The sequence below is a fragment of the Nonomuraea maritima genome, from assembly GCF_900100395.1.
Taxonomy (GTDB): domain Bacteria; phylum Actinomycetota; class Actinomycetes; order Streptosporangiales; family Streptosporangiaceae; genus Nonomuraea; species Nonomuraea maritima.
Genome location: NZ_FNFB01000004.1, coordinates 260,131 through 282,659 on the forward strand (window position 1 = coordinate 260,131; position 22,529 = coordinate 282,659).

Here is a 22,529-nt window from a genome sequence, read left to right on the forward strand (position 1 = left end):
CACGCGATGGAAGAGCGTAATGGTTCGTTGAGTGCGCGGTCGGCGGTGCTGAGCGCGCTGCTCGGCAGCCACCCGCCGCGGCTGCCGGCCCGCCGTCTCGTCCGTATCGGCGCCCTGTTCGGCATCGCCGAGGGCACCGTACGGGTGGCGTTGTCGCGCATGGTCGCCGCCGGCGACCTGCTGCAGGAGCAGGGCGAGTACACGCTGTCGCAGCGGCTCGTCGAGCGCCAGGCCCGCCAGGACGAGAGCCGTTCCCCGCACACCAGGCCCTGGGACGGCACGTGGGAGGTGGCGGTGGTCACCGCAGAGCGGCGCGCGCCAGCCGACCGGGCGGCGTTCCGGCACACGATGACCGCACTGCGGATGGCCGAACTGCGCGAGGGCACGTGGCTGCGGCCGGCCAACCTGGTGCGGGCGTGGCCGGAGACCGTCACGGCGCAGTGCACGCGCATCGACGGCCGCCCGCACGACGACCCCACACCGCTGCTGTGGGACCTCGACGGCTGGGCGGCCGAGGCGCGCAGGCTGGAGCGGGCGCTCGACCGGGCGGCGGGGCTCGCCGAGGGGTTCCTCGTCTCGGCGGCGGTGCTCCGCCACCTGCTGGCCGACCCGCTGCTGCCGGAGGAATTGCTGCCGTCCGGCTGGCCGGGCGCGGAGCTGCGCGCCCGCTACGACTCCTTCGACCGCCGCTACCGCGAGGTGCTGCAGGAACACCTCGACGGCTGAGATCGGTGCCGCGATCGATTCAGAACGGCACCGCGAAGATCGCCCGCTTGTTGCGGAACTCGGTGACGCTCCACAGCCTGCCGTCCTGCACGGTGAGGTCTTCTGGCCCGATCGGGTACGGCCGGGTGTCGAGCGTGCCGTCCTCGTACACGAGGAGCTTGCCGTTGGCGGTGGAGCCGGCGCCCTGGCTCAGGTACCACCTGCCGTCGCGGGAGACGGCGCCCTGGATCCGGGGGTGTCCCAGCACGTAGGCGTCGTTGGGTTCGCCGCCCGCGAGGTCGAGGTCCCAGCGCGCCACCCAGCCCTCGGGATCGGTGTCGCGGAACTCGCCCGTCACCAGCTGGGGTGTCTCGGTGCTGCGGTCGATCGAGACGAACGAGAACCGCGGCCCCGGCTGCGCCACCCGCCAGAAGTCGGTCTGGGGGATCACGTAGCGGTAGCCGAAGGCGTGGAACTTCCCGTCGTGGCGGCCGACCCGCGTGCCGTCGCCGAGGTCGTCCTGGGCGGTGCGCAGGTCGAGGATGCCCGCGAGGTCGAAGACGCGCAGGCCCCTGACGGTGTCGGCGACGTGCAGCAGGCCGCCGTGCAGGGCGATGCCTCCGGCGTGGATGTCGATCGGCCGGTAGGAGCCGTCGAGGTCGGCGAGCACCAGCAGCGCGTGGCGGTACTTCAGTGTCCCCGGGTCGAGGAACGTGACCCGGATGCCGCGCTCGCCCGCCTCCGGCTTGAAGTACCAGCTCACCAGGAAGGCCGGCGCCGGCAGCGCCCCTGAGTCGTCGCTGCCGGTGAGGCCCTGCGGGTACCAGTCGGTCGTGCCCTGGTCTCCGTCGTCGAAGGCGTACCAGGGGGACGGCTCGGGGCGCATGTCGCCGATCGCCCCGGTGCCCGCCGTCGTTCCCGCCGTCCTGTTGGCCTGCGCGAGGACGGTCTCGACCGGCACGCTGCCGATCTCGCCCGCCAGCTTGGCCGCCGCTTCCGCCAGGTCGCCCGTCGCTCGCCCCAGGACAAAAGGCGTGGTTTCCGTAGGAACCATCCCCGATGCCGCCATATTCGCCTCACCCTTCCCGCTCATGGCCATTCTGACGAAAAGAGCGGGCCAGGACGGCGTAAAACGACGCACTTCACGGCCACAGATGCACCGGCATCCCGGACAGCGCCAGCTCGCGGTAGCGCCTGACCATCCGGCGGCGGTCGCCACGGAAGCGCTCCAGCGCCTCCCGCTGCCACACCGACCCGGTACGCCGCAGCCTCGTCCGCTGCTCGACGACGTCGAGGGAGCGGTCGGCGTCGGTCGGCGTCACCCCGGCGCGCAGCAGCCCCTCCCGCGCCTCAGGCAGCAGCCGCAGCACCAGGTCGGTGGCCTTGAACTCGCCCTCCTCGCCCGGCCAGGACAGCGTGGCGTCCAGCCCGTTCATGGCCGCCCGGTAGAAGTTCTGGTACGCCTCGGCGAACCGGTAACCGGTCAGGTCGCGTTCCGCCTGCGACAGCGTCAGCCCGAGCAGGAAGGCGGTGTTGGCGGTCATGTCCGCGCACGAGGGCCCGGCGGGCAGCGCCCGCATCTCGACGCGCAGGTGGCCGCCGTCCGCGGGGTCGTAGACGGGCCGGTTCCACTGCCAGATCGTGCCCTGGTGCAGCCGCAGCTCGGGCACGTCGTGGTGGCCGGCGCCGTCGGTCAGGTCGGGCAGGATCGGGTCGTAGTCGCGTACATACCGCTCGAACAGCTCGTACGCGCCCTCCCGCACCCAGTCGGAGCCGAAGGTGACGCGTCCGTCCCTGCGCTCGCCGCGCTGCACGTCGCGGTCGTCGGCGGCCTCCTCCATCAGCGCGATCCTGGTCTCCTCCCACAGCTGCCTGCCCAGGAAGAACGGCGAGTTGCCGCACACCGCCAGCACCGGCCCGACGGCCAGCTGGGCGGCGTTGAACAGCCGCGCGAAGCGTTCCGGCGGCGTACGTATGTGCACCTGCCATGAGGTGTTGGCGCTCTCCAAAATGACGTCCTCGACCGACAGCTCCAGATCGTCGATCTTCACGAGGAACGGCTCAAGCCGCAGCCGCCTGATGCCCCTGCTCATCGCCCGGTAACGGTTCTGGTCGCTCATCGCGCCCAGCGTGAAGTCCTCGGTGTCGAGCGTGGGCAGGATGCCGATGGGCACCGCTCCCCCGCGCTCCACGATGCCGTCCACCTTGGTCAGGGTCTCCTGCACCTCCGCGCCCAGCTTCGCGAACGGCGAACCGGCCAGCGGTATCGGGGTGAGGTTGACCTCGATGTTGTACCGGCCCAGCTCCAGCACCACACGGTGATCGTCCAAGGCGTCCTTGACCTGGCTGTTGCGGGGAAGGGGGCGGCCCTCCTCGTCGATCAGGAACAGCTCCAGCTCGGCCCCGACCGTGGCCGGCCCCTGGCCGAAGCCGGGGGTGTCGAGCAGCTCGCGCAGCGTGCCGAGCTGCTCCTCCAGTCGCTCACCGAAGCGGACGTACTCCGCCTCGGTGAAACGCTCCTTATCCAGATCGCGTCCCATCACCCCCCTCTGTCCGCTTCTTCAGGTTTGACACCTCGGGCGCGAGGGCTTCCCGCCCGTACTTGCGCGACCTGCGGGAACTGGTTCTAAGCTCAGGGGATGCGAGCGGTTGCCTTTGACATCTTCGGTGGAGAGCTCGACGTACGCGAGCTGCCCGACCCGTCGCCCGCGCCTCACGGGGCGGTGATCAGAGTCGAGGCGACGGGGCTGTGCCGGTCCGACTGGCACGGCTGGCAGGGGCACGATCCCGACATCTCGGTCCTGCCTCACGTACCTGGCCACGAGCTGGCCGGCATCGTGGAGGCGGTCGGGTCCGACGTGCGCGGCTGGCGGCCGGGGGCGCGCGTGACGGTCCCGTTCGTCTGCGCGTGCGGCTCCTGCGCGTCCTGCGCCACGGGCGATCACCAGATCTGCGAGCGGCAGACCCAGCCGGGCTTCACCCACTGGGGCTCCTTCGCCGAGTACGTCGCCATCGACCACGCCGACGTCAACCTCATCCCGGTGCCCGAGGACATGGCCTTCGCCACCGCGGCGGGCCTCGGCTGCCGCTTCGCCACCGCGTTCCGCGCCGTGGTGCAGGTCGGAGAGGTAAGCCCCGGTGAGTGGGTGGCCGTCCACGGGTGCGGCGGCGTGGGGCTGTCGGCCGTGATGATCGCGACGGCGGCCGGGGCTCGCGTGGTGGCCGTCGACATCAGCGGCGACGCCCTGCACCTGGCCGAGATGGCCGGCGCCACCCACTTCGTCAACGGTTCTGACGGCGACGCCGCCGCCCAGGTCAGAGAGCTGACCAGGGGCGGCGCCCACGTGTCGATCGACGCCCTCGGCAGCCCCCAGACGTGCGCGGCCTCCGTCGAGAGCCTGCGCCGCCGGGGCCGCCACGTCCAGGTGGGGCTCCTGCCGGGCGGGCCGACGCCGGTGCCGATGGGGCCCGTGATCGCGTACGAGCTGAAGCTGCTCGGCAGCCACGGCATGGCCGCGCACTCGTACGCGCCGATGCTCGAGATGATCAGGAGCGGCATCCTGCACCCCGACCAGCTCGTGACCCGCACCATCGGCCTGGCGGACGCCGGGAAGGCGCTGGCCGCGATCGGTTCCGTCCCGGGTGTCACGATGATCGATCCGCAGTCCTGAGGGCCGCCCCGCTTGTCCGAAATCGGAGTCATATGGTGATTTCTATGGATTACATGCGACTGGGTAACACGGGCTTGAAGGTCTCGCGGGTGTGCCTCGGCATGATGAGCTACGGCGACCCGTCCCGGCAGCAGTGGGCGCTGCCGCAGGAGGAGGCCGAGCCCATCGTCCGCAGGGCGGCCGACGCGGGCGTCACCTTCTTCGACACCGCCGACGTCTACAGCCAGGGCGCGAGCGAGGTCGTGACCGGCAACCTGCTGCGGGCGATCTTCCCGCGGCGCGACGACTACGTGCTGGCGACGAAGGTCTTCTCCCCGATGGGCTCGGGCCAGAACGACCGCGGCCTGTCGCGCAAGCACATCCACGCCGCCATCGACGACTCGCTCCGGCGGCTCGGCACCGACTACGTCGACCTCTACCAGATCCACCGCTGGGATCCCGAGACGCCCATCGAGGAGACGATGGAGGCGCTGCACGACGTGGTCAAGGCCGGCAAGGCCCGCTACATCGGCGCGTCCAGCATGTGGGCGTGGCAGTTCGCCAAGGCCCAGCACACGGCCGAGATCAACGGCTGGACGAGGTTCGTGTCCATGCAGAACCACTACAACCTCCTTTACCGAGAGGAGGAGCGGGAGATGCTGCCGCTCTGCGCCGACCAGGGCGTGGGCGTGATCCCGTGGAGCCCGCTCGCGCGGGGCGTCCTCGCCCGCGCGGGCTCGTCCGCCACGACCGCCCGCACCGGCTCCGACCCGCGGATCACCTTCCTGTACGACCCGGAGAACGACAAGGCGGTGCTCGACCGGGTGGCCCAGGTGGCCCGTGACCGAGACCTGCCCGCCGCCCAGGTGGCGCTGGCCTGGCTGCTGCACCAGCCGGCGATCACCGCGCCGATCGTCGGGGCGACGAAGAACCAGCACGTCGACGACGCCGTGGCCGCCCTGTCGGTGTCGCTGTCGCCGGATGAGCTGGCCTTCCTCGCCGAGCCGTACCGGCCGCGCGCGGTGCGCTTCTAGTCCTGGAGCTGTCGCAGGATCGGCGCCTGGGACGGCGCCGGTCCGCAGACGCACAGACAAGCACAGACGCCGCAGCGTGACCGACACGGTCCGCTGCCGGTCGGCGCTGCCCGCACCGCACGCCGGCGGCTGAATACGCCCGGAGCGAACCGCTCGCCGGCGCCCTGCCCGGCCACCACCTCCAACCTGGCCTTTCCCGCGCGCAAGAGGGCTCGACGCGATCTGACGTGCGAGCAGGTTCCGGGCGAGCGGCAATTCGATTTACGGATGCCGCTTGCGGAGCATAATGATCTTCTGCCGACAGCAGACGATTTCAAGGAGAAGACCCCGCGGCGTACGCTCGCGCCGACCACGCGACGGTGAACCGCCCGCGCGACCTCACGCGCCCGGTGACGACCTTGCCCGGGCCCGCGTGCCGTTACCGAGGAGCGGGCCCGTTCGCGACCGCCCACACGGACACGTTTGTGCTGGAAAGAGGACACATGGCCACGGAGGTTACGGGCGCGCGCCGCCCTCTCACCGACTCGCCCAACCGGATTCACGAGGCGCTGGAGGCGCAGAGCCGGCGCACGCCCGACCGGGTCGCCGTCGTCGCGGGCACGAGCCGGCTGACCTACGCCGAGCTCGACCGCATGGCCAACGGGATCGCGAACGCCCTGGCCGCGCGGGGCGTCGGACGTGGCGACCTGGCGGGAATCTGCCTCGACCGCGACGAGTGGCTGGTGCCCGCGCTGATCGGGGTGCTGAAGGCGGGAGCGGCCTACGTGCCGCTGGACCCGGCCTACCCGGCGGAGCGATTACGGTTCATGGCCGAGGACTCCGGCGTGCGCATGGTGCTCACCTCGGCGTCCCGGCGCGGCACCGCGTCGCTGACCGGCGCCGCCACCGTGCTCGTCGATGACACGGCGCCCGCCGAGCACGGGCCCGAGGTGCCCGGCGAGCCGGGCGACGCCGCGTACGTCATCTACACCTCCGGCTCCACCGGCCGGCCCAAGGGCGTGGTCGTGGAGCACCGCAACACCATGAACCTGGTGCGCTGGGAGGCGTCCGCCTACACCTCCGAGGAGTTGAGCGGCATGCTGGCCGGCTCCTCCATCTGCTTCGACGCCTCGATCACGCAGATCTTCACGCCGCTGTCCGCAGGCGGGACCGTGATCATGGCGGACAATGTGCTGGCGCTGCCGACGCTGCCCGCCCGCGACGAGGTGCGCACGGTCTTCGGCGTCCCGTCCGCGCTGTCGGTGCTGCTGCGCGAGCCGCTGCCGGAGGGCGTGCGCATGGTGCTGTCCGGCGGCGAGCGGCTGACCGCCGCCCTGGTCGCGAGCATCTTCGCGAACCCGGGCGTGCGCCGCGTGCTCAACATGTACGGCCCCACCGAGTGCACCACCGGCAGCACCATGTACGAGGTGAGCCGCGACCACCAGGGCGAGCCGCCGCTGGGCGGGCCCATGGCGAACGCGCTGCTCAGCGTGCGCGACGCCGACGGCAGGCCGGTCGCGGACGGACAAGTGGGCGAGTTGTGGATCGGCGGGCCCGGCGTGACCCGCGGATACCTGGGCCACGAGTCGCAGGCGTTCCGCACCGAGCCGGACGGCTCCCGCGTCTACCGCAGCGGCGACCTGGTCCGGTGGGTGGACGGCGAGCTGCGTTACGTGGGCCGCGCCGACGACCAGGTCAAGATCCGCGGCTACCGGGTGGAGCTGGGCGAGGTCGAGTCGGCGCTGGACCGTCATCAGGCGGTGCGCCGCGCCGTCGTCCTCGCGCACACCGACGACGACGGCATCGCCTACCTCGTCGCGCACGTGGCGGCCTCCGGCGTGACGGAACCCGAGCTGCGCGGCTGGCTGCGTGACCGCCTGCCCGACCACCTGGTCCCGGCCAGGATCGGCGTGACCGACGACCTGCCGATCGCCCCCATGGGCAAGGTGGACCGCGCGGCCCTGCCCAAGCTGCGCCCCGCCCGTACGGGGAGCGAGGCGCCGGTCGCGCCGCGCACGGACGACGAGCGCCTGGCGGCCGGGGTGATCGCGGACGTACTGGGCCTGCCCGAGGTGGGCGTGTACGACCGGTTCGCCGACCTGGGCGGGCACTCGCTGGCCGCCGCCCGGGTGGTGATCGAGCTGTCACGGCGGCTCGGGCACACCGTGCCGCTGGCGGCGTTCCTGACCGAGCCGACCGCGGCCGGGCTGGCGGCGGGCCTGCGCGAGCCCGGATCGGCGCCGGTGCGGCGGACCGGCGTGACCCGGCACCCGCTCACCGTCGCGCAGCAGCAGTTCTGGACGTTGCGCCGGCTGCACCCGCACAGCCCGGTCACCACCGTGCCGATCCGGCTCCGCGTGCGCGACTTCAGCGGGACCGCGCCGCTGCGCGAGGCGCTGGACGCGATCGTGCGCCGGCACGAGGCCCTGCGCAGCACGATCGCCGTCGGCGAGGACGGCGTCCCGTACGCGATCGTGCACCCGCCCGCCGCCGTCCCCCTGGTCGAGCACCCGGCGGGCGCGGACCCGGTGAAGGTGGCACGGGCCGCGGCGGAGCACGTGTTCGACGTGACGAACGAGGTGCCGCTGCTGCGCGCGAGCCTGTGCCCCGTGGGGGACGGCCTGGCCGAGCTGGTGCTCGTGACGGACCACATCGGTTTCGACGGTGGTTCCGTCGGCGTGCTGATGGAGGAGCTGGCCGCCGAGCTGGCGGGCGAGCCCGTTCCCGAGCCGGCGGTGCAGTTCGGCGACGTGGCGGTACACGAGCAGGAGGACCGGGCCGGCCTCGCGCGGCTGCGGGAGTTCTGGCGCGACGAGCTGGCGGGGGCGCCGGTGGCGGGTCCGCCGCCCGCCGACCTGACGACGGACCGGGTGATCAGGCCGCTGCCCGAGGAGTTCACGGACGGCGTGGCGGCGCTGGCCCGTGCGTACGGCACGACTCCGTACGCGGTGTACCTGGCCGCTCTCGCCCTGGCCTCCGGGGAGCAGGACACCCTGATCGGGATGGTCGCGGCACGGCGCGCCGCGCCGGAGCTTGCCCGGGTGGTCGGGCCGCTCATCGACACGCTGCCGGTGTGGCTGCGGCCGGAGTCGGCGCCGACCTTCCGCGACCTGGTCAGGCAGGCAGGGGAGGTCGCCACGCGGGCCCTGGTGCACCAGGAGGTCCTGCCCGCCGACCTGCCCCGCTCTCCGGTGATGCTGGCCATGCAGCACGCCGAGGTGCCGGTGCGCGCCGGCTGTCTCGACCTGCTGACCGAGGTGGGCCCCGGCGCGGCGGTGCACGAGTTCAGCGTCCTGGTCAACCGTACGGTGGACGGCTCCGAACTGCACCTGGAGTACGCGGTCGCGCTGCTCGGCAGGCAGGAGGCCGAGGCGTACCTCGACCGGCTGCTGTCGCTGCTGCGGCGCGCGGCGGCCGAACCGAACCTGCCGATCGCCGCGTTCGAGCGGGTCACCCCGGACGAACGCGCCGCGTTGCTGGGCCGCGCGGCCGGGCCGCGGCTGCCCGACGACCTGCCGCCGGTGCCGCTGGCGCTCGCGTCGCACACGACGGGCACAGCGGTGGCCGGCCAGGACGGCGCTTCGCTGAGCCACGCCCAGCTGAACGACCGCGCCGACCGGATCGCGGCCGGACTGCTGGCGCACGGGGTGTCGCGGGGCGACGTGGTCGGCGTCCGCGTTCCGCGCGACCGGATGCTGCCCGCGGTGCTGCTGGGCGTGTGGCGGGCGGGGGCGGCGTACCTGCCGCTGGACCCGGACCACCCGGCCGAACGGCTGCGCCTGCTGGCCGCGGACGCGGGCGCCCGCGTGGTGCTCACGCGCGGCGAAGCACCCTCTGAAGCGGCCGTGCCTGAAGCGGCCCTGTCCGAGGCGGCCCTGTCCGAGGCGGCCCTGTCCGAGGCGGCCCTGTCCGAGGCGGCCCTGTCCGAGGCGGCCCTGTCCGAGGCGGCGGCACCGGGCGGGCCGGTGACGCTCGACGCGGACCTGCTCGCGGCGGGCCCGCGCGCGGAACTGCCGGAGGTCCGTTCCGACGACCTGGCGTACCTCACCTACACCTCCGGCTCCACCGGCGTCCCCAAGGGGGTCGAGGTCACCCACGGCGGTCTGGCCGCCCTCGTGGCCGGGATGATCGCGACGCTCCGTCTCTGCCCGGCCGACGTGCAGCCCGCGGTCGCGCCGCTGAGCTTCGACGCGTCCGCCTCCGAGCTGTGGAGCGTCCTGACCGCCGGCGGCACGTCCGTCGTGGTGGACAGGACCACGGCCACCGACGGGCACGCGCTGGCGGAGCTGATCACCACGAGCGGGGCGACGGTGATCGACCTGGTGCCGACCTCGTACCGGATGCTGCTCGCGGCCGGCTGGACGGGCGGCCCGGCGCTGCGGGCCGTCGTCGGCGGTGAGGCCCTGGACCCGGCGCTGGCCGACCAGATCCTGCTCCGCGTCGGCGAGCTGTGGAACGCCTACGGCCCCACCGAGACCACCGTCACCTCGACGCTGCACCGGGTGCGCGCGCACGAGGGCGACCGGGTGCCGATCGGGACGCCGATGCCGGGCGAGCGGGCGTACGTGGTCGACGCGCGGTTGCGGCTGGTGCCGCCGGGCGAGGTCGGCGAGCTGCTGCTGGGCGGCGCCGGCGTGGCCGGCGGCTACCGGGGCCGGCCTGACCTGACCGAGGCCGCCTTCGTGGCCGATCCGTTCACGCCCGGCGGCCGGTGCTACCGCACGGGCGACCTGGCGCGGTGGCGGCCGGACGGGACGCTGGAGTTCCACGGCCGCCGCGACCACCAGGTGAAGGTCCGCGGGTACCGGATCGAGCTGGGCGAGATCGAGGCCGTGCTGCGCGAGCTCACCGAGGCCGCGGTGACCGTGGCGGGCGCGGACGCACAGGCCCACCTGGTCGGCTACGTGACGCCGGAGACGGCGGACCTGGCCGCGATCGAGCGGCACGCCAGGTCCAGGCTGCCCGGCCACATGGTGCCGCGCCGCTGGGTCGCCCTGCCGGTCCTGCCCACGCTGCCCAGCGGCAAGGTCGACCGCGCCGCGCTGCCCGAGCCGGACACCGGCCCCGAGGTCGTGAGGGTCGCGCCGTCCACCGACGCCGAGCGCCTGGTGGCCGCCGTCTGGGCCGAGGTGCTGGAACGGCCGGAGGTCTGGGCCGACGACGACTTCTTCGCCCTCGGCGGAGCCTCGTTCGCCGCCACCAGGGTGGCCGCCCGCCTGCGCGAGATGTTGCAGGTCGACGTGCCTGTGCGGTTGCTGTTCGACCGCCCGGTGCTCGCCGGCTTCGCCGCCGCGCTGGAGGAGCTGCTGGCCGCCGACCTGATGGAAGGGGACGAGGGATGACCGAGGTACATGAGGACCGGATCGCCGGACTCGTCCGGTCCAGGCTCGCCGCCGCACTGAAGCAGGCCGAGAAGGCCCCCGGCATCCCGGCGACGTCGGCCACGGACATGCCGCTGTCGCCGGCGCAGGAGCGGCTGTGGTTCCTGGCCCAGCTGGAGCCGGACACGCCCGCCTACAACGTGCCGCTGACGCTGCGGCTGCGTGGCCCGGTGGACGTCGCCGCCCTCACCGGCGCGGTGGCGGACCTGGCGGATCGGCACTGGATCCTGCGCGGCGTCATCGAGGACGGACGGGTGCGCCCCGTCGCCGCCGTGCCGGTGCCCGTGGTGGACATCGTGGACGCGGCGGAGCTGGAGCGGGAGCTGGCCGGCCACGCCTGGCGGCCGTTCCTGCTGGACGCCGAGCCGCCCCTGCGGGCCACGGTGTTCCGGCTCGGCGACGACGAGTGCGTGCTCGCGCTCACCCTGCACCACATCGCCACCGACGCCTGGTCGGAACGCGTGCTGCTGGACGATCTCACCCGCCTGTACGCCGCCCGATTACGCCTGGAGCCGCCCCCCGCTCCCCCCGCCCTGCAGTACGCGGACGTGGCGGCGTGGGAGGCCGGGCGGCCGGACACCGACCTCGACTGGTGGGCCGAGCACCTGGCGGGCCTGCCGCCGGTGCTCGACCTGCCGCTCGCCCGCCCGCGCCCGTCCGTGCCCGGGTGGGAGGGGGCGGCGGTGCCGGTGGAGGTGCCAGAGCCGCTGGCGGCGAAGGTGCGCGCGGTGGCGGGGACGTCGCCGTTCATGGTGTTCCTGGCCGGGCTGCAGGCGTTGCTGAGCCGCCTGTCCGGCGTCGACGACATCGCCGTGGGGGTGCCGCACGCGGGCCGCCATCACCCCGACGCCGAGCGGGTCGTCGGCTGTTTCGTCAACACCCTGGTGGTGCGCGGCGACACTTCGGGCGATCCGACCGGCGCGGAGCTGCTGGCCCGGGCGCGTACGGCGGCGCTGGACGCGTACGCGCACGCCGGCACGCCGTTCGAGCAGGTCGTGGAGCGGCTGCAGCCGGAGCGGAACCTCGGGGTCACGCCGCTGTTCCAGGTGATGCTCAACGTCTATGACACCGGTGCGCCGGTGTCGCTGCCGGAGCTGGAGGTCGAGGTCGGGTCGCCGCCCGCGCCGACCGCGAAGTTCGACCTCAACCTGGAGCTCTGCGACGACGGCACCCGGTTCTCCGGCGAGTTGCGCTACCGCAAGGACCTGTTCGACGAGGCCACCGTGCGGCGGCTCGCCACCTGGTACGTCGAGCTGCTGGACGGCATGCTCGCCGACCCTGACGCGCCGGTGCGGCTGCCGTCCGGCGACGACCTGCGCGGCCGCGACGCGGACCTGCCCGTGGACGTGCCGCTGCACACGCTGGTCGAGCGGGTGGCCGACGCCCGCCCTGACACGGTCGCGGTCGGCGGGCTCAGCTACGCGGAGCTGGACCGCCGCGCCAACCAGGTGGCCCAGTGGCTGCTGGCGTGCGGGGTGCGCCAGGAGGAGCCGGTCGGCGTGCTGCTGGAGCGGCGGCCCGAGCTGGTGGTCGCCATGCTCGGCGTGCTCAAGGCGGGCGCGGCCTACCTGCCGCTCGACCCGGTCTACCCGGAGCGGCGCAACCAGGCGGTGGTGGCCGACGCCGGAGCGCGGATCGTGCTCACGGACACCGAGCTCGCCGCCGCCGCGGACGCCTCCGGCGAACGCCCCTGCGTGGCCGTGCGGCCGGAGCACCTGGCGTACGTGATCTACACCTCGGGCTCGACCGGACGGCCGAAGGGCGTCACGGTCGAGCACCGGCACATCACGCACTACCTCGGCGCGGTGGCCGAGGTCATGCCCGCGGGGCTGGCCTCGTTCGCACTGGTCTCCACCGCCGCCGCCGACCTCGGCATGACGAACGTGTGGTGCGCGCTGACCACGGGCGCCACCCTCCATCTGATCGACCACGAGACGGCCACCGACCCGGCCGCGTTCGCCGCCCACCTGGCGGCCCATCCGGTGGACGCGATCAAGATGGTGCCCAGCCAGCTCGAACTCCTCGGCACGGCCGCGCTGCCGCGCAAGCTGCTGGTCCTGGCCGGTGAGGCGGTGCCGGCGGACCTGGTGGCGCGGGTCCGTGAGGCGCGGCCGGACCTGGAGGTGCAGATCCACTACGGCCCCACCGAGACCACGGTGTCGGTGCTGGCCTGCGACGCGGGCGAGACCTCTCCCGGCCGGGCGCCGCTGGGCCGGCCGCTGGCCGACGTGGTGTGCCGGGTGGCCGACCCGTCCGGGCGGGCGCTGCCGCCCGGCGTGCCCGGCGAGCTGTGGATCGGCGGGCCCAGCGTGGCCCGCGGCTACCTGGGCCGCCCCGACCTCACCGCGGAGCGCTTCACCGGCGGCTGGTACCGCACCGGCGACCGGGTCAGGGTGACCTCGGACGGGCTGATCGAGTTCCTGGGGCGGATCGACGACCAGGTGAAGGTGCGCGGCTTCCGCGTCGAGCTGGGCGAGGTCGCCGCGGCGCTGCGCGCCCTGCCGCAGGTCGCGGAGGCGTACGTGCAGCCGGTCGGCGCCGGCATGGAGCGGCGCCTCGCCGCCTGGGTGACCCCGGCGACGGTCGACGTGGCCGAGGTGCGGGCGGCGCTGCGCGAGCGGCTGCCCGACTACATGGTGCCGGCCGCGATCGGCGTGCTGGAGACGTTGCCGCTCACGCCGAACGGCAAGGTTGACCGGGCCGCGCTGCCCGTACCCGAGGCGGGGCCCTCGGTGCGGGTGCCGCTGGGCACTCCCGAGGAGCGCCTGGTGGGCGAGGTCTGGACGGACGTGCTCGGGCTCGCGGAGGTGTGGGCGGACGACGACTTCTTCGCCCTCGGCGGGCACTCGTTCGCGGCGACCCGGGTGGCCGGGCGGCTGCGGGAACGGCTGGGCGCGGCGGTGCCGGTGCGGCTGCTGTTCGAGCACCCGGTGCTGGCCGACCTGGCCGCCGCGCTCCCCCGTCCGGCCGACGCCGCGCGCGTGCGGCGCGCGCCGGCGGACGGGCCGGTGCCGCTGTCCGGGGTGCAGGCCAGGCTGTGGTTCCTGGCGCAGCTCGAGCCGGACAGCAGCGCCTACAACGTCCCGGTGGCGCTGCGGCTGCGCGGCCCGCTGCGCGCGGAGGCGCTGCTGGACGCGGTACGCGACCTGGCCGAGCGGCACCACGTGCTGCGCGGCGTGGTCGACGACTCCGGCCCCGAGCCCGTGATGGTGGTGCGCGACGCCGGCGAGGTGCCCGTGTCCACCGCGCGCGCGGACCGCTCGGAGGTCGAGGACGTGCTGGCCACGCACCTCGCGACGCCGTTCGCGCTGGACCGCGAGCCGCCGATGCGGGCGGTGCTGCTGTCCGTGGACGACGCTTCGGATGACGACGAGCACGTGCTCTCGCTCACCTTCCACCACATCGCCACCGACGCGTGGACGCGCGGCCTGCTGCTGGAGGAGCTGTCCGGCCTGTACGCCGCCCGCCTCGGCCTGCGCCCGCCGCTCGACCCGCCGCCCGCGCAGTACGCCGAGGTGTCGCCGGTCCCCGACCCGGCCGACCTGGACTGGTGGGCCGGGCACCTGGACGGCCTGCCGCCGGTGCTCGACCTGCCCACCGACCGGCCGCGCCCCGCGGTGCCCGACCCGGGCGGTGCCGCGCTGGACCTGGAGCTGCCTGCCGGGCTGAGCGATCGGGTCAGGGCGGTGGCCGCCGCCTACCGGTCCACGCCGTTCATCGTGCTGCTGGCCGGGCTGCAGGCGCTGCTGGCCAGGCTGTCGGCGAGCGCGGACATCGCGGTCGGCGTGCCGGTCTCCGGCCGTGACCACCCGGACACCGAAGGCGTGGTGGGCTGCTTCCTCAACACGGTGGTCGTACGGACCGACGTGGGCGGCGACCCGACCGGGCGCGACCTGCTGGCCCGCGCGCGGGAGTCCGCGCTGGGCGCGCTCGCGCACGCGGGCACGCCGTTCGACCGGGTGGTGGACCGGCTGCGGCCGGAGCGGAACCTGGCGGCCACGCCGCTGTTCCAGGTGATGCTCAACTACATCTCTGGCGTGGCGAGGCCGGAGCTGCCCGGCCTGGAGGCGTCCGAGATCCACCTGCGGGAGCTGACCACCAAGTTCGACCTGAGCTGGCACGTCATCGACGAGGGGACGGGCGCGCCGCTGCGCGGCGGGCTCGCCTACCGGACCGACCTGTTCGAGCCTGGCACCGCGGCCAAGCTGACCCGCTGGTACACCGCCCTGCTCGACGGGCTGCTCGCCGACCTGGACGCGCCGGTGGGCGCGGTGCCGCTGGAGCCGGTGACCGGCCCCGTCGTCGATGGCGGGCCGCCGCCCGAGCCGCCCGCCGGGGCGGTGCACCACCTGATCGAGCGCTGGGTGGACGAGACTCCCGGCGCCCCGGCCGTCGTGGGCGCCGACCGCGCCCTGACGTACGCGGAGCTGGAGTCGGCCGCGAACCGGATCGCGCACTGGCTGCTGGAGGCCGGGGTGGGCGCCGACGAGCCGGTCGGCGTGCTGCTGGAGCCGGGCGCGGACCTGGCGTGCGCGTTGTTCGGCATCCAGAAGTCGGGCGGCGGCTACCTGCCGATGGACCCGGCGTACCCGGCGGCGCGGATCGCCGCGATGCTGGAGGCCGCCGGGGTGCGGGCCGTGGTGACGGTGAGCGAGTTCGCGCACCTGATCGGTGACGGCAGGCGGGTGCTGGCGCTCGACCGGCCGCCGTCCCTGCCGGGCACCCGCCCTGAGGTCGACGTACGGCCCGAGCACCTGCACCACGTGATCTTCACGTCGGGGTCCACCGGCACGCCCAAGGCGGTGGCCGCCGAGCACGGCGGTGTGCTGAACTACCTGGGCGGCATGCTGCCGCGCATCGGCGTGCCGGGCGGGTCGTTCGCCGTGGTCTCCACGCCCGCCGCCGACTTCGGCCTGACCTGCGTGTTCGGCGCGCTGACCACGGGCGGGACGGTGCACCTGGTGCCCCGCGAGACCGCGATGGACCCGGCCGCGTTCGCCGGTTACCTGGCCGAGCACCGGGTCGACGTCGTCAAGTGCGTGCCGAGCCACCTGGAGCTGCTGGCCTCGGGCGGCGACCTGCCGGCCGTGCTGCCGCGCGAGCTGCTGATCCTGGCGGGCGAGGCGTGCCCGTGGGACCTGGTGGAGCGGGCCAGGGCAGCCAGGCCCTGGCTCAGGATCCAGAGCCACTACGGTCACACCGAGTCCACGATGATCTGCCTGGTGTGCGACACCGAGGAGATCCCCGCCGACCGGCGGACCGGGATCGTGCCGCTGGGCCGCCCGCTGCCCGGCGTGTACGGGCACCTGGTGGACGCGGCGTCACGCCCTGTGCCGCCCGGCGTGCCCGGCGAGCTGGTGGTCGGCGGCCCCGGCGTGACCCGCGGCTACATCGGCCGGCCCGAGCTGACCGCCGAGCGGTTCGTCCCCGACCCGCTGACCGGGGAGGGACGCTGCTACCGCAGCGGCGACCTGCTGCGCGTCGCCTCGGGCGGGCGGATCGAGTTCCGCGGCCGGGTGGACGACCAGGTCAAGGTGCGCGGCTACCGCGTGGAGCTGGGCGAGGTCACCACCGCGCTGCGGGCGCTGCCGCAGGTCGCCGAGGCCGTGGTGCTGCCCGTCGGCGAGGGGAAGGCCAGGCAGCTCGCCGCGTGGGTGACGCCCGCGACCGTGGAGGCCGCGGCCGTGCGCTCGGCGCTGCGGGAACGGCTGCCCGACTACATGGTGCCGGCGCACGTCGTGGCGCTCGACCGGCTCCCGCTCAACCCGAACGGGAAGATCGACCGGGCCGCCCTGCCCGAGCCGGTGGCGGAGCAGGCCGCGTACGCGGCGCCCGCGACGCCGAACGAGGAGCTGGTCGCCGGGGTCTTCGCCCAGGTGCTCGGCGTCGAGCGGGTGGGGGCCGGCGACGACTTCTTCGCCCTCGGCGGCGACTCGTTCGCCGCGGTGCGCGCGGTCAAGGAGATCGGCCGCGGGCTGCGGGTGATCGACCTGTTCACCCGGCCCGCCGTGGCCGATCTGGCCGCGTTCCTCGGCCGGCTCGGCAGCGAGGGCGGCGCCGGGCTGCTGCACCGCCTGGGCGGCGGCCGGGCCGGCGAGTTCACGCTGGTGTGCGTGCCGTACGGCGGCGGGTCGGCGGCGGTCTACCAGCCGCTGGCCAAGGCGCTGGGTGACCGGGTGGAGGTGCTCTCCGCCGAGCTGCCCGGCCACGACCCCGCCCGCCCCGACGAGGCGCCGCTGCCGCTGGAGGAGCTGGTGAACGTGCTGGCCGCCGAGGTGGCGCAGAGCGCGTCGGGCCCGGTCGCGATCTACGGCCACTGCGTGGGCTCCGCGCCCGCCGTCGCGCTCGCGCGCCGGCTGGAGGCGGACGGCGTACCCGTACTGGGCGTGATCGCCGCCGCTAGCTTCCCGGCGGCACGGCTGCCCGGGGCGATCAGGCGGCTGTTCGGCGGCGAGCGCTGGACGTCGGACCGGATGTTCCGCGACGCGTTGCGTGCCTCCGGCGGGCTGCTCGACGACATGGACGAGGCCGCCAAGAGCACGGCCGTCCGCGCCATGCGGCACGACGCCGACCAGGCGCAGGAGTGGTTCGGCAGGGAGCTGGCCGGCGAGGGGGCGCCGCTGCGGGCCCCGATACTCAGCCTGGTCGGGGAACGCGACCGCGCCACCGAGCTGCACGAGGAGCGCTATGCCGAGTGGGCGGCGTTCTCGCCCCGGGTGGAGCGGGCCGTGCTGCCCAGGGCCGGCCACTACTTCCTGCGCCACCAGGCCGAACCGCTGGCCGCCCTGGTGCTGGAGCGCCTGACCCGCTGGGCGGCCGGAACGCTGCCGGAGCCGGTGCGCCCACCGGAACAGAGCAGGCTGTGGCCCTTCTACACGGTCGCGGCCGGGCAGATCGTCTCGGCGCTGGGCACGGCGCTGAGCTCGTTCGCGCTCGGCGTGTGGGCCTACCAGCTCAGCGGCGAGATCCTGGATCTGGCGCTGGTCACGATGCTGGCGCAGATCCCGGCCGTGCTGCTCACCCCGCTGGGCGGCGCGCTGGCCGACCGGGTGGACCGGCGCAGGATCATGCTGGCCTGCGACGCGCTGTCCGGGCTCTCCATGGTGGCGCTGGTGCTGCTGCTGGTCACCGGGGGGCTGGAGTTCTGGAACGTCTGCCTCATCGTGGGCGTGACCTCGGTCGTGTCGGCGTTTCAGCAGCCCGCGTGGCTGGCGGCGGTCGCGCAGCTGGTGCCGAAACCGTACCTGCCGCAGGCCAACGCGCTGGCGAACGTGGGCTTCGGCGTGGGCAACGTGGTCGCGCCGCTCGCGGGCGGCGCGCTGATCGGCCTGTTCGGGTTGTCGGCGGTGGTGGCCGTGGACGTGGCCACGTTCGCGGTCGGCGTGGTGACGCTGCTGCTGGTGCGCTTCCCCGACCGGCTCTTCCACCGGCGCGAGGAGACGTTCACGGCGGCGCTCACCGGCGGGTGGCGGTTCCTGCGCAGGCGGCGGCCGCTGCTGGTGATGGCGCTCTACTTCGCGGTCGTGAACTTCTGCACCGCGCTGATGTGGGTGCTCGTCACCCCGGTCGTGCTGGCCATCGGCACCTCGGCCGACCTGGGCGTGGTGACCGCCGTGGGCGGCATCGGCGCGGCCCTGGGCACCGGCGTGGTGCTGGTGTGGGGCGGAACCAGGCGGCGGGCCACCGGAATGATCGCCTTCGTCGCCGGGTCCGGGCTGGGCGTGGTGCTCATGGGCGTGTGGCCGGTCGTGTGGCTGGTCGCGGCCGGACTGTTCATCCGGCTGGCGTGCATGAGCATCGGCAACGCGCACTGGCTGTCGATCATCCAGGTCAAGGTGGGCCCGGAGCTGCAGGGACGGGTGCTCGCGGTGAACATCATGATCGCCACGGCCATGCAGCCGATCGGCTTCCTCGCCGCCGATCCGCTGGCGGAGTGGGCCGGGCGGTTCACCGAAGGCCCCGGCGGAGGCGCGGGAGTCGTGCTGCTGGCCAGCGGCGTGTTCCTGGTGGTGTGGGGGCTGCTCGGGCTGCGGTACCGGCCGCTGCACCACCTGGAGGACCTCGTCCCCGACGCCGCGCCGCCGTCGGAGGCCGCGGCCGACCTGGACGCCGTCCAGGAGCAGGTGCTGAGCGCGTGAACGTGGAGGACGCAGTGCGCACGGGGCTCGTCACCGCGGCCGACGTCCGGGCGGCGGGTGCCCGCATCGCGCCGTTCGTGCGGCGCACGCCGCTGCTGCGGCTGCCAGGCGAGCAGCTCTGGGTCAAACCCGAGAACCGGCAGCCGACCCGCTCGTTCAAGGTACGCGGCGCGGTCAACGCGGTGGCACGGCTGGCCGGGCAGGGCGTACGGCACGTGATCGCGCAGTCGTCGGGCAACCACGCCCAGGCCATCGCCTACGCCGCGGCCGAGCAGGGGCTGCGGGTGACCGTCGTCCTGCCGGACACCGCTCCTGAGCTGAAGGTGAGCGCCGCGCGCCGGCTCGGTGCCGAGGTGGTGATCGTGCCGCCCGCCCTGCGGGAGGAGGCCTGCCTGGCGCTGGCCGACCGGTTCGGCGCGACCGTGGTCGGCTCCGACGCGTTCGACGTCATCGCCGGGCACGGCAGCACCGGGGCCGAGATCGTCACAGACCTGCCGGACGCGGGGTCCGTCCTGGTGCCCGTCTGCAACGGCGGCCTGCTGGCGGGGATCGCGGTGGCGGTCAAGGCCGCCGACCCGGCGATCCGGGTGGTCGGCGTCGAGCCCGAGCTGGCCGCCGACGGGGCGGCCAGCTTCCGGTCCGGCACGCGGACGGCGTGGCCGGTGGAGCTGACCTACCGTACGCGGGCCGACGGGCTGCGTGCCCCGGTGCTGGGCGCCCTGGCCTGGGAGCACATCCACCGGTACGTGGACGACATGGTGACCGTGACCGAGGACGCCATCGACGACGCCGCCCGCCTGCTCCTGCGGGAGTTGGGGGAACGCGCCGAGCCCAGCGGCGCGGTCGCCACGGCCGGCTACCTCGCTCATCGGGCGCACCTGCCGCAGGGGCCCGTCGTCGCGGTCCTGTCCGGCGGCAACGTCGCGTCCGGCGCGGAGCCGCTGCTGCGGACGGGCCGTCCCCAGGAGGTCGGCTGACGCGCGACCGCGAGCCGGCCCGCTCATGTCTCGGCGGGCCGGCGCCGGGGGCATCCGGCGGGCCGGGAACTGTCGGGGCCGCCTCCTAAGGTAGAGGCATGCGGGCGAATGACAGTGCGGCGGCTGCGCTGCAGGAATACGCGGAGCTGTTCGCGCTCTGCGGCGGCGACGCGTTCCGGGTGCGCAGCTACCAGAAGGCGGCCAAGGCGATCGCCGGCTTCCCTGACGACATCTCGGTGGTCGACGTGCGGTCGGTCCCCGGCGTGGGCGAGGCCATCGCGAGGAAGATGGAGGAGTTCCTGCAGCGCGGGAGCTTCCGTCAGCTCGACGACCTGCGCGGGCGCGTCCCCGAGGGGGTCCGCCGGCTCACCCGGGTGCCCTCGCTCGGCCCCAAGACCGCGATCATGCTGTACGAGGAGTTCGGCGTCGACTCGCCCGCGGCGCTGGCCGAGGCGATCACGTCCGGCCGCCTCGAAGGCGTCAAGGGCCTCGGCCCGAAGACCCTGGCCAACCTGCTGAAGGGCGTCCAGCAGCTCGAGCAGTCGGGCCGGCGGGTGCACATCGGCGTCGCGACGGCGCTGGCCGAGCAGGTGATGGGGTCGCTGCGGGCCGACCGCATCGCCTACGCCGGCTCGCTGCGCCGGATGAAGGACACGATCGGCGACATCGACATCCTCGCGGTGGCGCCGGAGTCCATCATGGACGACTTCCGCGCCCAGCCCTACGTCGCCGAGATCATCGCGGCCGGCGACAAGAAGACGTCGATCCGCACCACGTCCGGCGTCCAGGTCGACCTGCGGGTGGTGCCGGCCGGGTCGTGGGGCGCCGCGATGCAGTACTTCACCGGCTCCAAGGAGCACAACGTCGCCGTCCGTGAGCTGGCGGTCAAGCGGGGCTGGAAGCTGTCCGAGTACGGGCTGTTCGAGGGCGAGCGGGTGATCGCCGCCGAGTCCGAGGAGGACATCTACACGGCCCTCGGCATGCAGTACGTCCCGCCGCCGATGCGCGAGGACGGCGGCGAGGTCAAGGCGGCGCTGAAGGGCGAGCTGCCCGTGCTGGTCGAGCTGGGCGACCTCAAGGGCGACCTGCACACCCACACCGACCTGACCGACGGCATCGCCTCGCTCGACGACATGGTGGCGGCCGGTCACGCCCGCGGCTACGCCTACTACGCGGTCACCGACCACGCGCCCGACCTCGCGATGCAACGCATGACCCTCGACAAGGCGCTCGAGCAGCGCGGCCGATTGGCCAAGCTGCAGGAGAGCTTTCCCGGCATGCGGCTGCTGCACGGCACCGAGCTCAACATCGCGCCCGACGGCTCGGTCGACTGGCCGGGCGAGATCCTGCGCGAGTTCGACGTGTGCGTGGCGTCGGTCCACTCCCACTTCGGCATGTCGCGTGACGAGATGACCCGCCGCTTCATCGCCGCCTGCGAGAACCCGTACGTCGACATCATCGGCCATCCGACGACCCGCAAGATCGGCAAGCGGGGGCCCGTCGACGCCGACTGGGACGCCGTGTTCCGCGCGGCGGCCCGCACGGGCACCGCCATGGAGATCGACTCCTACCCCGACCGCTCCGACCTGCCCGCCGACCTCGTCCGCCGGGCCAAGCACCACGGGGTGAAGTTCTCCATCGACAGCGACTCACACGCCATCCCCCACCTCGCCCACCAGCGCTTCGGGGTCGGCATCGCGCAACGCGCCTGGCTCACCACCGACGACGTCATCAACACCTGGCCCCTCGACCGCTTGCTGGCCTTCCTGGGCCGCTGACCCCCCGTACCGTCAGACGTGTCAGTTTCACGAGCCACGGCGACGGCGTCTCGTGGCTGATCGGCCTGGGTGCCGGTGAGATGCAGCAGCGTCTGGAGGCTCGGCTACACGCCTTCGACTATCTTGCGGAGTGCTGCGCAGTGGGTGGCGAAGGCTGCCCGTCCTTCGCCGGTGATGCTGAGCCAGGTGCGGGGGCGTTTGCCTACGTACCCTTTGGTGGCTTTCACGTAGCCGGCGGCCTCCAGGATGGAGACCTGTTTCGAGAGCGCGGACGTCTCGATCTCGACGAGGTCGCGGATGTAGCGGAACTCGGCCTTCTCCGCCGCGGCGAGGGCCGCGACGATCGCGAAACGGACGGGTGAGTGGATGACGTCGTCAAGCTCGTGACGCGGATGGCTCATCGACGGACCTCGGCGTAGGCGCCGATGAGCCCGGGCAGGGCCACCACGAACGCGCCGGGCAGCCACCAGGCGAGGTCGCCCTCGAACCATGCGCTTCCGGGGAGCAGGACAGCGAGGTAGAGCGCTCCCCAGCTACCGATGATCAACACATGGCGCCGGGCGAAGCCGGCCCTGGTCACCGGCTGCTTGAACGCATAGATCAACAGCCCGGTGAGCGCGGAGACCCAGACGGCCATCGAGGCGATGGCGCCCACGGGACCGGGATTCACCCCGATCACGAGCACCACGAGCAGCGCGGCGACGCTGTAGAGGACGAGAAACCGCGCGTACCACTGCGAGTGCCGGCGGACCTCCGCCTCCAGCGCGTCCGCATGAGCGAGTGCCGCTGCCGCATCACGCTTCATCATGATGGCCGTCTCGACAACCAGTTGCCGAGACGGCAACCATCAGGATTCGCGCGATCTCGTCACTCGCCGACGCCCCCAA

11 protein-coding genes are annotated in these 22,529 nt (G+C 73.8%); 7 read left to right on the forward strand and 4 right to left on the reverse strand.

Translation table 11 applies throughout. The features are described 5' to 3' along the window. Positions 1–6 precede the first annotated feature (6 nt). The gene (locus BLR04_RS10030) at positions 7–726 is read left to right on the forward strand and encodes a PaaX family transcriptional regulator C-terminal domain-containing protein (protein WP_090761991.1); all 720 of its coding nucleotides are present in this window, start codon (positions 7–9) and stop codon (positions 724–726) included. A gap of 19 nt (positions 727–745) precedes the next feature. On the opposite strand, the gene BLR04_RS10035 is transcribed toward BLR04_RS10030, so the two are convergent. Both BLR04_RS10035 and BLR04_RS10040 read right to left on the reverse strand, forming a co-directional pair. Continuing rightward, positions 746–1,759 carry a hypothetical protein gene (locus tag BLR04_RS10035; protein WP_090761993.1) on the reverse strand — a complete coding sequence of 338 codons (1,014 nt, stop codon included), beginning with the start codon at positions 1,757–1,759 and terminating at the stop codon, positions 746–748. A gap of 88 nt (positions 1,760–1,847) precedes the next feature. Further along, positions 1,848–3,245, reverse strand: a complete 1,398-nt coding sequence (locus BLR04_RS10040; protein WP_090761995.1) for a glutamate-cysteine ligase family protein — start codon at positions 3,243–3,245, stop codon at positions 1,848–1,850. Positions 3,246–3,344: 99 nt separating this feature from the next. Here BLR04_RS10040 and BLR04_RS10045 point away from each other — a divergent pair, with 99 nt between their 5' ends. The 6 genes from BLR04_RS10045 to polX all read left to right on the forward strand — a co-directional run bounded on the left by BLR04_RS10045 (position 3,345) and on the right by polX (position 21,642). Continuing rightward, positions 3,345–4,376, forward strand: a complete 1,032-nt coding sequence (locus BLR04_RS10045) for a zinc-dependent alcohol dehydrogenase family protein (protein WP_090761997.1) — start codon at positions 3,345–3,347, stop codon at positions 4,374–4,376. 44 nt (positions 4,377–4,420) lie between these two features. Further along, a complete protein-coding gene (locus BLR04_RS10050) occupies positions 4,421–5,389 on the forward strand; it encodes an aldo/keto reductase (RefSeq protein ID WP_090761999.1) in 969 nt (322 codons plus the stop codon). Positions 5,390–5,871: 482 nt separating this feature from the next. Beyond that, positions 5,872–10,710, forward strand: coding sequence for a non-ribosomal peptide synthetase (locus BLR04_RS10055; RefSeq protein ID WP_090762001.1), 4,839 nt, complete (start codon positions 5,872–5,874; stop codon positions 10,708–10,710). Next, complete coding sequence (locus tag BLR04_RS10060; RefSeq protein WP_090762003.1) at positions 10,707–18,887, forward strand: non-ribosomal peptide synthetase/MFS transporter; 8,181 nt, start codon at positions 10,707–10,709, stop codon at positions 18,885–18,887. The genes BLR04_RS10055 and BLR04_RS10060 overlap by 4 nt, the downstream gene beginning before the upstream one ends. Further along, positions 18,884–19,864, forward strand: coding sequence for a threonine ammonia-lyase (locus tag BLR04_RS10065; protein ID WP_245740148.1), 981 nt, complete (start codon positions 18,884–18,886; stop codon positions 19,862–19,864). Before BLR04_RS10060 ends, BLR04_RS10065 begins: the two co-directional genes overlap by 4 nt. Positions 19,865–19,962: 98 nt before the next feature. After that, positions 19,963–21,642, forward strand: a complete 1,680-nt coding sequence (polX, locus tag BLR04_RS10070) for a DNA polymerase/3'-5' exonuclease PolX (RefSeq protein ID WP_090762005.1) — start codon at positions 19,963–19,965, stop codon at positions 21,640–21,642. A 104-nt stretch (positions 21,643–21,746) separates the two neighbouring features. Here the strand turns inward: polX and BLR04_RS10075 are convergent, their stop codons facing one another. Beyond that, positions 21,747–22,043: a transcriptional regulator gene (locus BLR04_RS10075; RefSeq protein WP_090762007.1), complete on the reverse strand. Its 297-nt coding sequence runs from the start codon at positions 22,041–22,043 to the stop codon at positions 21,747–21,749. Further along, the gene (locus BLR04_RS10080; protein WP_090762295.1) at positions 22,040–22,450 is read right to left on the reverse strand and encodes a hypothetical protein; all 411 of its coding nucleotides are present in this window, start codon (positions 22,448–22,450) and stop codon (positions 22,040–22,042) included. Before BLR04_RS10080 ends, BLR04_RS10075 begins: the two co-directional genes overlap by 4 nt. Positions 22,451–22,529 lie beyond the last annotated feature (79 nt).